This window comes from Alloalcanivorax dieselolei B5 (genome assembly GCF_000300005.1).
Classification (GTDB): domain Bacteria; phylum Pseudomonadota; class Gammaproteobacteria; order Pseudomonadales; family Alcanivoracaceae; genus Alloalcanivorax; species Alloalcanivorax dieselolei.
The window spans coordinates 3,242,316-3,254,144 of sequence record NC_018691.1 but is presented as its reverse complement, the minus strand read 5'-3'; the positions used below and the strand labels follow the sequence as shown (position 1 = coordinate 3,254,144).

Here is an 11,829-nt window from a genome sequence, read left to right as displayed (position 1 = left end):
CGATCCATGAGCGAACACGGGCTGCAACACCTGATCAAGATGGTCAATCAGATCAGTGTCAACATGGCCGCCCAGGGCGGCGAGGACCAGGCCGCGGAACAGGTGGCCGGTCACCTGAAGAAATTCTGGGCACGCAGCATGAAGGAACAGATTATCGACTATGCGGAGCGTGATGGCAGCGAACTGGCACCGCTCTCAAAACGGGCGGTTGAGCATTTGAAGGCGGCGCGCAAGCCTTCCTAGGTTGCCTCACTTGAGGTGTTTGCCCAGGGCCGGCTTATTTCCCGGTTTGCTCGCTGGGGGACGGACTGAACAGCCGGGGAACGCCACGGTGGGGTTGGTGAATCAGATTCAGCCGGCTGCGGCGTGCCTGCCGTACACTCAGCGATGATGGCGCGGACAGACTCACCAGGGTGCCGGCACCGGCGCGCACCGCTTTGTGGATCAGCTCCAGACCGCAACGGCTGGTGATGGCGAAAAAGCCGTCGGCCGGATCCAGACCCGCGCGGGCGCAGGCGCCGATCAGTTTGTCCAGGGCATTGTGACGACCGATGTCCTCGCGGCACAGGCGTGTTTTACCGGCACCATCCACATAAACCGCCGCATGCATGGCGCCGCTGTGGCGAGCGAGCGCCTGTGTTGCCTGGAAGCGTTCACGCAACCCCGCCAAATGGGCCAGCGGCGGTAGTGGCGCCGTGTCCCGTGCGGGCAGTGGCGGCAAGGCCTGATCCAGGGCTTCCACCCCGCACAGGCCGCAACCACCGCTGCCCGCCTGACTGCGGCGCCGTTGTTTGAAGGTGGCGAAGGCGCGGCCGCTCAAGGTCACGTCAACCTGGATCGCATCTTCCAGTGGTGTCAGATCGATGTCGTAGATCGCTTGATGGTTGTCCACCAGACCCGCGGTCAGCGTGAAGCCGGTAACGAAATCCTCCACATCGTTCGGGGTCGCCATCATCACCGCGTGATTGATGCCGTTATAGCTGATCGCCACCGCCACCTCGGCGGCAAGGGGCTGATCACCGGATCCTGGCTCGGGGCCGTATTCCAGGTAAGCGTAACGGGGGGACGGATCCACCAAAGGCGTATCTTCATCGGGGGAACGCCCGGCGCCGGGCCGGGAAGACGTCATGGTTGCTACCTCATGCGTTCAGGACGTGTCCTGCGTTGTTCTGTTATTCCAACCCGTAGAATAGGACGATTCGGACCCTGGGTCCAAAGCGTCAGAGGCTTTATTCAGGGCCGGCTATTGCTGCAGTTTATCCAGCAGTTTCGCCAGAGTGGTCACCTCGGTGGCGGTCAGGCGCTGTTCCAGACATTCCTGAATAACCCGGCCATAGACCGGCCACATGCGCTGCAGCAGCCGGCGGCCGGAACGGGTGATCAGAACCCGGTTGCCCCGGCCGTCTTCCGGACTGGCCCGCCGGGCCACTAACGCCTCCTTTTCCAGGCGATCAAGCAAGCGGGACAGGTTGTGCTTGGGCAGCAGCATGCGTTCGCCGATCTCGTACTGCCGCAGGCCGTGCCGTTTGCGATGCAGCTCCAGCAGCACGTCGTACCACGCCAGGGGCGGCAGTTCCGCTGCTTTCAGTGCCGATTGCACCCGTTCCTGCCATTGCGTGTGGACGCGCAGCAGTCGGGCCCAGACGGCAATCGTGTGTTCCGTGGGAGTCGTATTCATGTTCATCAGAATAACGATAGCTGGTTGCAAGTGCAACCGGTTGGGCGTAGGGTTGTTCTGGTTGTATTTGCAACCAAATGGAAAAAGGAGTGGAACCATGAACGACAGCATTCAACGTGATGAATTGAAAAAGCGCCTGGATAACGGCGACCCCATGGTGCTGGTGGAAGCCTTGCCGGAGCGGCATTTTCAGAGTGGTCATCTGCCCGGGGCGATCAATATCCCGCATGAGCAGGTGAGTGCCCGCGCCGGCACCATGCTACCGGACAAGGACGCCACCATCGTGGTGTATTGCGCCAATACCGGTTGCCAGAATTCGCGCATCGCCGCCGGCTTTCTGCGCGGCGCCGGTTACCGGAACGTATTGGAATACGTGGAAGGCAAGGCGGACTGGCAGGAAGCGGGCTATCCGCTGGAGACCTGATACCGCCGGCAGGGGAGGGCGCCGCCGTGCTGTTGGCGGTGCCCCTTTCTTTTGGTTTTCAGTGGCCACAGGGCTTTCAACGAAACCAGAACCCGGCCAGAGCGGTGTCCGGCAGGTGTACTTCGAGGGTGTCGCCGTCGGTGTACAGCCCGTCAACTTTCAGATAACCGTTCAACGGTGCTTCGGCACAGGACGAGCTGGTCACGGAGATCGCCATTAGCCGGCCATCCGGCGCCGCGGCCCAGCGGCCCGCGCTATGACAAGCTTCGCTTTCCACCTCAAAGGTGCCATCGCTGTCAGCATTCAGGGTGGCGATGCCGTCGTCTCCCCGATGCTGATAGGCTCCGGCCAGAGCCGACAAATCGGGCGTTGCCGGCAGGTCGCTCCGTGGATTCAAGGTCACCGGAATATCATTGAAGCGACAACTCAATGTCGCCGCTTCGGCTTCACAGCTGCCCTGATCGGTGAAGGTCAGCAACGCCGCCTGCGTATCGTGAACGCCGGTATAACGGCTCGTCTGGTCGTTGTCGTCCCGTAAAACCAGCGTCAGGTTTTGTTCGTCGATCACCGTTACGGTGGCCAGAGCCGGCCGTCCTTGCTGGTCCTGGTAGACCCCGGTGTATTGGCCGCGCAGGCCGCTGGTATTGTCGTCGCGGTGATTGCTGTCGCCGCCACAGGCCGTCAGCAGTAAAGCGATGGCGGCGAGCAAAGCGCCGCCTGGCAGAATGGATGGGTTCGAGTGCATGGCGGTGCTCCTCAGCGGCTCAGAGCGTCAAGTTTGCGGGCGGTGAGGGCGGTTTTGGCGCGGCTGGCCTGCACCTGGGCATCGATGGTGCTGATGGTGATATAGCCCTGGTTCACCAGCCTGCCCTCGGCGTCGGCGCTGTCGTCGTCCACCAGGTCACCACCCATGGCGACGGAGATGCCCGCACGGCCGGCATAGGTTGCTTCGGCGATAGCGCGAGCTTCCTCCAGTGACATGCCGGTGCTCTCGGCGATACCGGCGGCGATGTAAGTCATGGACGTTTCATCCTGGGACATATCTTCGACGAACTGAGGGTTGATACCGCCGGAGTTCCAGGCCACCCGGGTGAAGCGATAGCCGTTGTGGTCGGTCACGTTCGCCGGCGTATTCACATTGAGTCCAGTGAAAGGCGGCAGCAGCGCCTCGCCCTGGCGGCGGCTGCTCTCCAACTGCGCGACGATCTCGACGACGATGCCGGCTACCGCGCCGGCCTTGTCCTCGTCACCGTCGGCGGCACTGACGGCGATGGCGGGAATGCCCCGGGCGATGGACACCATGGTGGCGCCCAGGGTGCCGGAGGTGTTGTTCAGGTAGCCCAGGTTGTTGCCTTCGTTGGGCCCTGAGATGACCAGGTCCGGCTCGCCGCCCCAGATAGCGGGGGCCAGCACATCGATGCCGTAGAGCGCCGCCATTACCGGCGTACCTTCCACGAAGTCCTCGAACGGCACGGTTTCATCGGTGTCACCAACGCAATATTCCTGCTGGGCGGCTTTGCTGGTGTCCACGCCAACCGCTTTGAGGAAACTGATTGAACCGCCCTTGCCACTCTGACCGGTACAGGGCGCGGACATGATCACGTCGTGGCCATTGGCACGCAGGGCATCGGCCAGGGTCTGGATATTGGCGGTATGCCAGCTGTCGTCGTTGGTCAGCAGAATGTTCAGCGCGCTGGCGGGTCCGCTCAGCAACAGGCCGGCAAGGAAGGCCCAGGGCGTGAAAGAGGTGAGCTTCATGAATGGCTCCTGATCGTTTCGGGTTGTGGGAAAAAATCAGGGGGCAGGTTGGTCGGGGCGGATGTCGGATCGATTAAAAAGATATCCCAAGGGTGCTTGGAGATATCCCGGAAGCCTGGGTTTACGCGGGTTCGGCGTCGGTGGTGGAGATCAGGTCAACAGTGACGGCGGTGGGCGGCAATGTCAGCCGGTAGCGGGAACGAGCCTGGGCGCCATGACGTTCGCTGACGAACAAATAGGGAGCGGCGAGGGCTTCACCAAGTACCGCCACCAGCTCCTCTTTGATGCGGTTGCGGTTCTGATCCAGGGTTTTCGCGCGCAGGCCATGGTCGAGCAGATCGTTGATCGCTTTGGGGTGTCCTTGCTGCGTTTGCATGAACCGCGCCAGCTGTTCGCCTTGCTCCCGGTCCGGCCGGTTGGAGGGTGGATTGAGTAGCCAGCCGTCACCATCCCGGCGTCTGAGCGCGTACCAGGCATAGTAAAGCAGGGGAGTACGTGGCAGCGGGATGGCGATACCGCGTACCCGTACCTGGCCGTTAGCCAGGTCGACATGCAGATGGTCCTCGGAGCGGGCGCTGGCATGGGCGGCCACCGGGTCATAGTCAAGCCGTCGCAGGGCAAGCAGGAAGGCGGCGTGACGGTTCGCGGGCAGATCCGCGCTTTGCGGCATCAAGGCCCAGTCCCGCAGCGTTTCGAAAGGACGATCCACTTCTTTCACCAGGGTTTCGAGCAGGTGGGCCTGCGCGGCATTGAACCCGGATCGCAGAGGCGCGACCAGCCTTGCCGCCTGCCGTCGGGGCAGGCCTTCTTCCATCAGCTTTTGCCGCCAGAATCGCTGTTTGCGGGTCAATGGTGCCGGCAGCCACAGCAGGGCAGCCAAAGTCAGGACGCCCAGGCCGAGGCCGCGCAGCGCCAGAGGGAGGGCACGGGGCGAGCAATGCAGGCTCAGGCTCGCCTGCAGAGGCTGATTCTGGTGCCGCCAACGGATGTCGAAGTCGGCGTGATCTGACGCGGAGTCGGCCGCCGTACCCAGATAATCAACGCTGACGGCGCACTCCGCCGCTGCCCAACCGGTGGCCGATGGTAGAGGGTTCAAGTATTGCTCGAGGCGTCGTCGAATGTGTTCCATGGCGGCATCACGGTCATCGCCGTTGATCAAGGCCTGGTCCACCGCCGGGGGCAGGATCCGCCCCAGCCTCCTTTCCAGTTCATGGGTAGTGGAGAAAACGGCGGTGAACCAGGATAACGCTGCCATGAACAGAGACAGCACGGTGGCGAGCACAACCAGGCGGATTCCCTTCATGAGGCTTCGCAACTGGCGCCGGGCGCTTTGAAATGCGGGTTAATATGCTGGTAAAGCGGTTGTAACACCGTCAGCGCTTGCAACACATCGCAACGCAATGCCCGCGGATGTCGACGGTGAAGGAACCAGGCGCCGGAGGGCGCTTGATCGGTAATCAGCAAGCGGTGGTCCGCCGGAATGGTTAGGTCACCAGCGCGGGGCACGCCGCTGATCAGATCCACCTCCCCGGACAGAAATGCCCGGTACTGACTGTCACGATCGATGAAGTAATGGATATCCAGCGCTTTGGCATCGATGCCCGCCGCATGCAGCTGACCCAGCGGCGATTGGAAGCCGGACTGACTGGCCTGATCCCGCAATAGCCCCAGGCGTTTGCCGGCGAAATAGTCCGCCGATAATTGCGGCTTGTCCTTATTGCTCAGCCAATACACGGAATACCGTGGCGTGCGCTGCACCTGGCGATAATAGTCCTGATAATTGGACAGCAAGCCCTTGAGGACGCGCTCCCGATTCCACAGCAAATCGAAGCGATCCTCCACCAAATCTCCGCCGCTCAATTGCCCGCGGGGCTGCCAGGAAATCTCCACCGCCGCGAATTGGCGGGAGAGAGTGGGCGATGCGCAGAGGCGGTCCGCCAGAGCCTGGGCACCGTAGTTGGTCACCGTCAGGATATGGAACGTGTCCGTTGCGTGGCCCCCGGCGGTCTGGCAGCGATAGACGTGCAAGGGCCCCAGCGCTATTGGCGCCACGGGCATCCACGACAGGGCCACGGCCATGACGCTTCCGGCGAGCAGAATCAGCGCCACCGATGTCAGGTAAACAGGTTTGGTCATCAAGGAAACGAAGTGTTTGGCGGTATCTTGGTTTGATGACAGGCAGGTTAAAAGGGAGCTGTGACCGTTCCGTGACAGCCGTTTCCGGTGCTGGGAAGACGCTGCACGGCCATAAAAAATCGTCAGGAACGATTTTTAACGTTGCTTTGCGACGGCCCGAAGGGTGACCGCCATGGACGGCGGTCATAAAAAATCGTCAGGAACGATTTTTAACGTTGCTTTGCGACGGCCCGAAGGGTGACCGCCATGGACGGCGGTCATAAAAAATCGTCGGGAACGATTTTTAACGTTGCTCTGCGACGGCCCGAAGGGTGACCGCCATGGACGGCGGTCATAAAAAAGGGGTTGATTTTTGATCGTCGCTCCCTGATGTTGGATCAAGTCTGTTTACGGATCGGGAGGGGCCGCGCGGTACGAACCGGATCGGTGCCCCCCGTAGAGAACGACATCCAAACCGATACTATTCGATAACAAAAGGTAGAGGCCAATGATGGATATCAGTACCACCCTGCTGGGGCAGATGGCGGTCGTCTGGGCTGTGCTCTGTGCAGTGATTTCCTATTTTCTGGCACGCAAGAAAGTTCGCGCGCCGATTCTTGCCGCCGTACTGGGTCTGTTCATGTCCCTGGTGCCGCCGTTCGCTTTGGTATACATGGCGGTGCTGGCGTTCCTGCGGCCGGAACCGCGGCACAACCAGGTTTCCGCCTGACCCGCTATCCTGCGGCACTTAACGGCTTCGATCCCTGGCTTCCGACGGCCCCCTCGCGTCTGTCCTGAGCCATTGGATCTCTCACAAGCGCGCTTCCGGCGCGGATCTGTTGCATTCGTCTCCCGCGGAAAGCATGCTGATCCAGGCATGAATCCCATGGGAATTTTGTATGTATCGCCTCCTTGCTATTGTTCTGATGCTTCCCTTGAGTGCTTGTATGTCCAACACCACGGAACAGGATAATCCGGCCGAGGCTGTCGGCATGGCCAACCCGGCTTCGCAGTACTGTGAAAAGGTGGGGGGCGAACTGGAAATCCGCGACGAACAAGATGGTCAGGTGGGCTATTGCCATCTGCCGGACGGCCGTGTCGTCGAGGAATGGGCGCTGTATCGCTCTTCCGTCAAAAATTGATGACGCCATAATCGGGACGCCATTGATGCCCCGGATGCCCGGGCATTCGGTCGGGTTAGACGACGCATGACGAAAAGTGCCGTCGGACAGTGGACATGGCATAAGGCGTTAACTATATTGCCGTTTCGCCAAGGCGGGTGTAGCTCAATGGTAGAGCAGAAGCTTCCCAAGCTTACGACGAGGGTTCGATTCCCTTCACCCGCTCCAAACTGAAAGGGCCGCCTTATGGCGGCCTTTTTGGTTTGGCGTGTTTTTTAGCCATCCAGTACTGAGCGGACAGCGTGTTGATGCCGTCTTGCAGCTTCTCGGAGGAAGACGCTCCGCCCATTCTCTACGCCACGGGCGTTGTAGCGTCGAATGAACCGTCCCAAGGAATCGTAAAGGTATCGGGTTATGTGGAGCGCATCGGCGCGCCCGGGGGAGTGGCCGGCATCACCGGCGATCCCACATTCACCGGACGAGGTAAAACGATCAGCATCGCTATCCGTGGCCCCGCCATCGGAGGTGGGGAATCTCCTCCTCGCCCGGCGACGCTGACTTACGAACGGGCGGACGGGGGCAAGCCGTTCCTTCGAGGGAATTTGGCAGTGCGGTCCGTGACCAATGGCCTCGTTTCTCGTCGCGGCTGGTCTCAAGTACTGGCGTGAGATAGCGGGCCATGCCCGCTTGAAGCAAACTTTGCGGATGGTGTCCGCCGGTTAGGGACTATCCGCTGCGGCCGTTGGGAAGGCGGCGCTAAGTTCCGCCTCCTTCGACTGTTTATCATAGATGCAGACATAGCGATCAAGTCCCGCATCCGTCCGATGATAGACAAGGGCTGTGCCGTAGCTTTCCGAGCCAAACGGATTGACCTCGACCAGAATGGTGCCCTCCTTCGGGGACAACGCCTCGCAGGCGGCTTGCACATCAGTGCGGAACTCGGCCCATGCGTCAGCCGACGAGGCATGGGAAAAAGCGGGCAAGCCAAGCGCCAGAAAACTGGCAAGGATGAGGGAGCGAGTCATCGTGGTCTCCGTATCGGGGTAAGGGCCTGGGTAGATCGCGCGGCTTTTTCACGAAGATATCATCAACCGATTCCTGTTCATACGTCGGGCCATGATTTTTCAATTCGAATAATTCCTTTAAAAACAGAAGACTATGGAGGGTTGGAGTGGCTCCCGAATCTTTTCCTCATCCACCACAAATAACACCTCGGCCACCAATGGTGGAACGGGCCCTGTCAGGATGCGGTATCCTTTCTTCCTGGAAAGCGATTTCATGAAGACCAACGGATGAAGGACGCGACATGAGGAAGTGGTTCTGGGGAGTGGCGGTGCTCTTCTTGCTCGCCGGTTGTGGTGGCGGCAATGATCTGACGGCGGTCACGCTGGACAAGTTCACGGTGATGTTGATTGACGGCAAGGAGAGGAAGGCCGCGATCTGCCTCAGGAAGCTCAATGCCCAGGGTGATGGCATGATTGCCGGCTGTGGTGAGTGGACGCCGATCGACGTGGTGCATAAGACGCTTTAGTGACGCGGTGAGTGGCCTTTATGGTAACAATTGATGTTACAATAAGGCGAAACAGCATTCACGGCGGCTTCCATGTCCTCTTTTTCCGATTCCCAATCCGTTGCTCGCTACGCTGATGGTCCAGTCAGACAGGTGCCGGGTTTCCATGCGCTGCAGAGAATGGCGGAGCTGCTGCTGGCGGAGAGCGTCCCCGAACAGGGGCATATTCTGGTGTTGGGTGCCGGTGGCGGCCTGGAACTGAAAGCCTTCGCGCAAGCCCGGTCCGGATGGCGTTTTTTGGGTGTCGATCCCTCGGAGCGGATGTTGAAGCTGGCGGCGGATACGCTGGGCCCGCTTGAGGACCGTGTGGCGCTTCTCGAGGGCTATATCGACCAGGCGCCGGACATGGCCTTTGACGGTGCCACCTGCCTGTTGACCTTGCACTTTCTATCGATGGAGCAGCGCCGGCACACGCTCGCGGCGCTGCGGCGTCGCTTGAAACCCGGAGCGCCGCTGGTGGTGGCCCATCACAGTTTTCCCCAGGACGAGGGTGGGAAACGGCGCTGGCTGAAGCGTTACGCTGCTTTCGCGGCGTCGTCCGGGGTTGCCGGAGTCGATGCCGAAAGAGCCATCGACGCCATTGGCGCCCGGCTGCCCTTGCTTGCCCCGGAGCAGGAGGAGGCGCTCCTGCGGGAAGCGGGCTTCGAAGGGGCGGAGCTGTTCTACGCGGGGTTTACCTTCAGGGGCTGGGTTGCTTACGCGCCTTGAGAGCCGTTAGAGCCGGAATGCTTCCAGCCGCTCCACCTGTAAGCGCAGTCCGTCTTCACCCAGGTAGTGCGCGAGTTTGCCCTGTCTCACCTTTTCCAAACTCGTACGCAATGACGTCAGCAGTGCTTGCTGTTGTTCCGGCAGGGTAGCGCGTTGCTGTACGGACAGCTGTTCGGCGATGCAGTGGGCGCTGTCGGGGACGCCATGGAAGACGCAGCGCAGTGTTGCCTGTACCGAGGCCTGGTTGGGGTGGGTCAGCAGGCGGACCACCAGTTCCTTGGGAACGGGACCATTAACGTCGTCCAGCAGACGTTCGGGGAGCGGCGGATTACGGTCCAGGAGTGCCTGAAAGACTGCCCAGGCATTGCTGATGACGGCCAGGGAAAGCGGGCCCATGTCGCCGCGTAGCGGAATATCCGGTGCGACGCCGCGGTCGAGCAATTGCGTCAGCAGGGCGGCGTCGTCCTGTTGAATGGCGTGGCTCAGCGCCAGCGTGGCAAGAAGCGGGTAGTCACTCAGGGTGTCGGCTTCGAGCGCGCCACGCCAATCCAGCACGGCACGCCGGTAAAAGCCGATTACCTTATTGGCCAGAGCGTCTGGCAGGCCATGGTCTTGCCGGCGGCAATCCAGATACTCCAATAATTCCAGGCCTGTATCGGCGCTGTCGTCGGAGGCCGGATCTTTTTCCAGCCCGAGACATTGGAAAGCGTCCCGCAGGGTCGGCGCGATGGTGGCCAGTCCGTCTCCGTGCATGGCGTGGCGCCAGGCTGGCGGCAAGCCCATTTTCCAGGCCAGAGCGTGGCCGTAATCCAAGGCGTTATCGTCGGTGACCACATAGATCCGGTCGCAGTATTCGAAGCCGCCGATGGGCAGAGCGTCGATTTTACCGTCCCAATTTTGTCCACGAGCCTCGGCGGCCTCTTCAGCAAGCGCCTGTTCGTGTTCGATCCAGCCGGGCAGATCGCGATAGCCGTCGCTGTCGTGATAAAACAGCTCGGCCCAGGAGATGGCTTCCTGGTTGCCGTTCATGGTCAGCCGCAGGTCGTAGTCCAGGCGGCCGCCGGCGGTGAGCCGCCAGAGCGACAGCAGATCCTCGGGCAGGGTGCCACGGAGGTGTTGGCGGATGTCCCTCAGAGCGTCATCACTGATGGGCGGCTGTGCCTCGAAGATGACGCGGCCGGCCCAGATCACGATATTGTGTTCGCGCAGTTGCGCCAGCTCGTTCGGAGTAAAGGCGTGAGCGGTGTCCATGCCCGGTGTCACCAAGTCTGTTCATTGGAAAGAGTGATCTTAACATGGCCCCGAACGGTGTTTGGTGTCATCCAACGTCATGGCCTCTTGCTCGCCCGAGTGGCGGGCCACTATCACATCGAATCCGGTGCCTTCTTTGACGGGTTGATGACGGACGGGTTGATGATAATAACCGGCTTGCCGAAGCCGGGCTGTTGCCCGCGCTCTTTGATGGCGTCCGCGGCCTGATGGAAGCCGTAGCGGTCGCCGACCACGGGATGAATCCGATGGCGGGTCAGGAAGGCCAGGAAGCGCTGGAACTGGGTTCGGCTGCCGGCGCCACTCACGGCGCGCAGAGTGAGGCGCCGGGCCAGCAGGGGGCCGATCAGATCACCATGGATCTCGCAGCCTCGCAGGAAACCAACGATCGCCATGACACCGTTGTCGGCCATCATCGCCACGGTGCGCAGTAGCTGATCGCCTCCCAGAACCTCGACGGCGAGGTCCATGCCCTTGCCGTCCGTCGCCTCCCGCACGGCGGCAACCAGATCGGTGGTGGCGCGATAATCGATGATTCGTGTGGCGCCGAGCCGTCGCAGCGTCGCGTGATGCTTGCGCTTACTGGTCATGAGCACGGTATTGGCGCCGAGCGCGTGGGCAATCTGCAACGCCATGAGTGAAACGCTCCCTGTTCCCTGTATGAGAACCCACTTGCCATTCAGATTGTCCGGTTCCCCGAGCGCGGTCCAGGCGGTGAGCCCCGAGACGGGCAGGGTGGCCGCTTCGACCAACGTCATGTACTCCGGTACCGGCAAGAGCACGTCTTCGGGCAGCGTCACCGTTTCGGCCAGCCAGCCGTCATGGGGCCCGCCAAGCTTGGTGGCGTGGTAGGACGACTGGAAGGGGCCATCCAGCCAGCCGGTGGTGTAGTGACCCACCACACGGTCGCCGGGGGTGAATCTACGAACCCCGGCTCCGATGGCTTCCACCGTCCCGGCACCGTCGGACAGGGGCACGAAGGGTTTGGGCAGGTCGGCTTGATAGATACCCTGGATCAGCGCGAAGTCCCTGTAATTGATGGAGGCGGCGTGGGGCCTGATTCTGACCTCGCCGGGCCCCGGTGGTGTAGGCGCGCGATCAGTTCGGGTGAGCGCGTCGAAGCCGATGGCGGTCAATTGATAGGTGTTCACGTGAGTCTCCCGATGAGGATGGATGACGGGACTAT

Annotated in this window: 15 protein-coding genes and 1 tRNA gene; 7 read left to right on the top strand and 9 right to left on the bottom strand. The window is 61.3% G+C overall.

Annotation, left to right across the window (positions count from 1 at the left end):
* Positions 1 to 6: 6 nt before the first annotated feature.
* A complete protein-coding gene (locus tag B5T_RS14515) occupies positions 7 to 243 on the top strand; it encodes a formate dehydrogenase subunit delta (RefSeq protein ID WP_014995273.1) in 237 nt (78 codons plus the stop codon).
* A gap of 34 nt (positions 244 to 277) precedes the next feature.
* On the opposite strand, the gene fdhD is transcribed toward B5T_RS14515, so the two are convergent.
* Positions 278 to 1,129: a formate dehydrogenase accessory sulfurtransferase FdhD gene (gene fdhD, locus B5T_RS14510; protein ID WP_014995272.1), complete on the bottom strand. Its 852-nt coding sequence runs from the start codon at positions 1,127 to 1,129 to the stop codon at positions 278 to 280.
* Between the two features lie 114 nt (positions 1,130 to 1,243).
* Complete coding sequence (locus B5T_RS14505; protein WP_167321222.1) at positions 1,244 to 1,678, bottom strand: MarR family winged helix-turn-helix transcriptional regulator; 435 nt, start codon at positions 1,676 to 1,678, stop codon at positions 1,244 to 1,246.
* 97 nt (positions 1,679 to 1,775) lie between these two features.
* On the opposite strand from B5T_RS14505, the gene B5T_RS14500 reads away from it, so the two are divergent.
* Positions 1,776 to 2,102: a rhodanese-like domain-containing protein gene (locus B5T_RS14500; protein WP_014995270.1), complete on the top strand. Its 327-nt coding sequence runs from the start codon at positions 1,776 to 1,778 to the stop codon at positions 2,100 to 2,102.
* Between the two features lie 76 nt (positions 2,103 to 2,178).
* Here B5T_RS14500 and B5T_RS14495 read toward each other — a convergent pair whose 3' ends face one another.
* From B5T_RS14495 to B5T_RS14480, 4 genes are all read right to left on the bottom strand, one after another.
* Complete coding sequence (locus tag B5T_RS14495) at positions 2,179 to 2,847, bottom strand: hypothetical protein (RefSeq protein WP_014995269.1); 669 nt, start codon at positions 2,845 to 2,847, stop codon at positions 2,179 to 2,181.
* Between the two features lie 11 nt (positions 2,848 to 2,858).
* Positions 2,859 to 3,860 carry a 5'/3'-nucleotidase SurE gene (locus B5T_RS14490; RefSeq protein ID WP_014995268.1) on the bottom strand — a complete coding sequence of 334 codons (1,002 nt, stop codon included), beginning with the start codon at positions 3,858 to 3,860 and terminating at the stop codon, positions 2,859 to 2,861.
* 121 nt (positions 3,861 to 3,981) lie between these two features.
* A complete protein-coding gene (locus B5T_RS22355; RefSeq protein WP_051015499.1) occupies positions 3,982 to 5,163 on the bottom strand; it encodes a hypothetical protein in 1,182 nt (393 codons plus the stop codon).
* On the bottom strand, positions 5,160 to 5,996 hold the full coding sequence (locus B5T_RS14480; protein WP_014995266.1) for a substrate-binding domain-containing protein: 837 nt from the start codon (positions 5,994 to 5,996) through the stop codon (positions 5,160 to 5,162). Before B5T_RS14480 ends, B5T_RS22355 begins: the two co-directional genes overlap by 4 nt.
* 487 nt (positions 5,997 to 6,483) lie before the next feature.
* Between B5T_RS14480 and B5T_RS14475 the strand changes: the two genes are divergently transcribed.
* The 3 genes from B5T_RS14475 (at position 6,484) to B5T_RS14465 (ending at position 7,324) form a co-directional block, all read left to right on the top strand.
* Positions 6,484 to 6,705, top strand: coding sequence for a hypothetical protein (locus B5T_RS14475; RefSeq protein WP_014995265.1), 222 nt, complete (start codon positions 6,484 to 6,486; stop codon positions 6,703 to 6,705).
* Positions 6,706 to 6,922: 217 nt separating this feature from the next.
* On the top strand, positions 6,923 to 7,117 hold the full coding sequence (locus tag B5T_RS14470; RefSeq protein ID WP_014995264.1) for a putative hemolysin: 195 nt from the start codon (positions 6,923 to 6,925) through the stop codon (positions 7,115 to 7,117).
* Between the two features lie 133 nt (positions 7,118 to 7,250).
* Positions 7,251 to 7,324, top strand: a tRNA-Gly gene (locus tag B5T_RS14465).
* Between the two features lie 491 nt (positions 7,325 to 7,815).
* Here the strand turns inward: B5T_RS14465 and B5T_RS14460 are convergent.
* Entirely contained in the window at positions 7,816 to 8,121 is a 306-nt protein-coding gene (locus B5T_RS14460; RefSeq protein ID WP_014995262.1) for a hypothetical protein, read from the bottom strand.
* Positions 8,122 to 8,402: 281 nt separating this feature from the next.
* Between B5T_RS14460 and B5T_RS14455 the strand changes: the two genes are divergently transcribed.
* Together B5T_RS14455 and B5T_RS14450 are read left to right on the top strand one after the other, a co-directional pair.
* The gene (locus B5T_RS14455) at positions 8,403 to 8,627 is read left to right on the top strand and encodes a hypothetical protein (protein WP_014995261.1); all 225 of its coding nucleotides are present in this window, start codon (positions 8,403 to 8,405) and stop codon (positions 8,625 to 8,627) included.
* Between the two features lie 72 nt (positions 8,628 to 8,699).
* Complete coding sequence (locus B5T_RS14450) at positions 8,700 to 9,374, top strand: class I SAM-dependent methyltransferase (protein WP_014995260.1); 675 nt, start codon at positions 8,700 to 8,702, stop codon at positions 9,372 to 9,374.
* Positions 9,375 to 9,380: 6 nt separating this feature from the next.
* Here B5T_RS14450 and B5T_RS14445 read toward each other — a convergent pair whose 3' ends face one another.
* Both B5T_RS14445 and B5T_RS14440 read right to left on the bottom strand, forming a co-directional pair.
* Complete coding sequence (locus tag B5T_RS14445) at positions 9,381 to 10,625, bottom strand: SMI1/KNR4 family protein (protein WP_041717046.1); 1,245 nt, start codon at positions 10,623 to 10,625, stop codon at positions 9,381 to 9,383.
* Between the two features lie 113 nt (positions 10,626 to 10,738).
* Positions 10,739 to 11,794 (bottom strand): zinc-dependent alcohol dehydrogenase family protein, encoded by a 1,056-nt coding sequence (locus B5T_RS14440; RefSeq protein ID WP_014995258.1) that lies wholly within the window; start codon positions 11,792 to 11,794, stop codon positions 10,739 to 10,741.
* Positions 11,795 to 11,829 lie beyond the last annotated feature (35 nt).

Coding starts and splice junctions, on each gene's coding strand:
- B5T_RS14505 (WP_167321222.1), bottom strand. CDS start 1,678: ATGAATACGACTCCCACGGAACACACGATTGCCGTCTGGGCCCGACTG.
- B5T_RS14495 (WP_014995269.1), bottom strand. CDS start 2,847: ATGCACTCGAACCCATCCATTCTGCCAGGCGGCGCTTTGCTCGCCGCC.
- B5T_RS14455 (WP_014995261.1), top strand. CDS start 8,403: ATGAGGAAGTGGTTCTGGGGAGTGGCGGTGCTCTTCTTGCTCGCCGGT.
- B5T_RS14490 (WP_014995268.1), bottom strand. CDS start 3,860: ATGAAGCTCACCTCTTTCACGCCCTGGGCCTTCCTTGCCGGCCTGTTG.
- B5T_RS14515 (WP_014995273.1), top strand. CDS start 7: ATGAGCGAACACGGGCTGCAACACCTGATCAAGATGGTCAATCAGATC.
- B5T_RS14460 (WP_014995262.1), bottom strand. CDS start 8,121: ATGACTCGCTCCCTCATCCTTGCCAGTTTTCTGGCGCTTGGCTTGCCC.
- B5T_RS14500 (WP_014995270.1), top strand. CDS start 1,776: ATGAACGACAGCATTCAACGTGATGAATTGAAAAAGCGCCTGGATAAC.
- B5T_RS14475 (WP_014995265.1), top strand. CDS start 6,484: ATGATGGATATCAGTACCACCCTGCTGGGGCAGATGGCGGTCGTCTGG.
- fdhD (WP_014995272.1), bottom strand. CDS start 1,129: ATGACGTCTTCCCGGCCCGGCGCCGGGCGTTCCCCCGATGAAGATACG.
- B5T_RS14450 (WP_014995260.1), top strand. CDS start 8,700: ATGTCCTCTTTTTCCGATTCCCAATCCGTTGCTCGCTACGCTGATGGT.
- B5T_RS14470 (WP_014995264.1), top strand. CDS start 6,923: ATGTCCAACACCACGGAACAGGATAATCCGGCCGAGGCTGTCGGCATG.
- B5T_RS22355 (WP_051015499.1), bottom strand. CDS start 5,163: ATGAAGGGAATCCGCCTGGTTGTGCTCGCCACCGTGCTGTCTCTGTTC.
- B5T_RS14480 (WP_014995266.1), bottom strand. CDS start 5,996: ATGACCAAACCTGTTTACCTGACATCGGTGGCGCTGATTCTGCTCGCC.
- B5T_RS14445 (WP_041717046.1), bottom strand. CDS start 10,625: ATGGACACCGCTCACGCCTTTACTCCGAACGAGCTGGCGCAACTGCGC.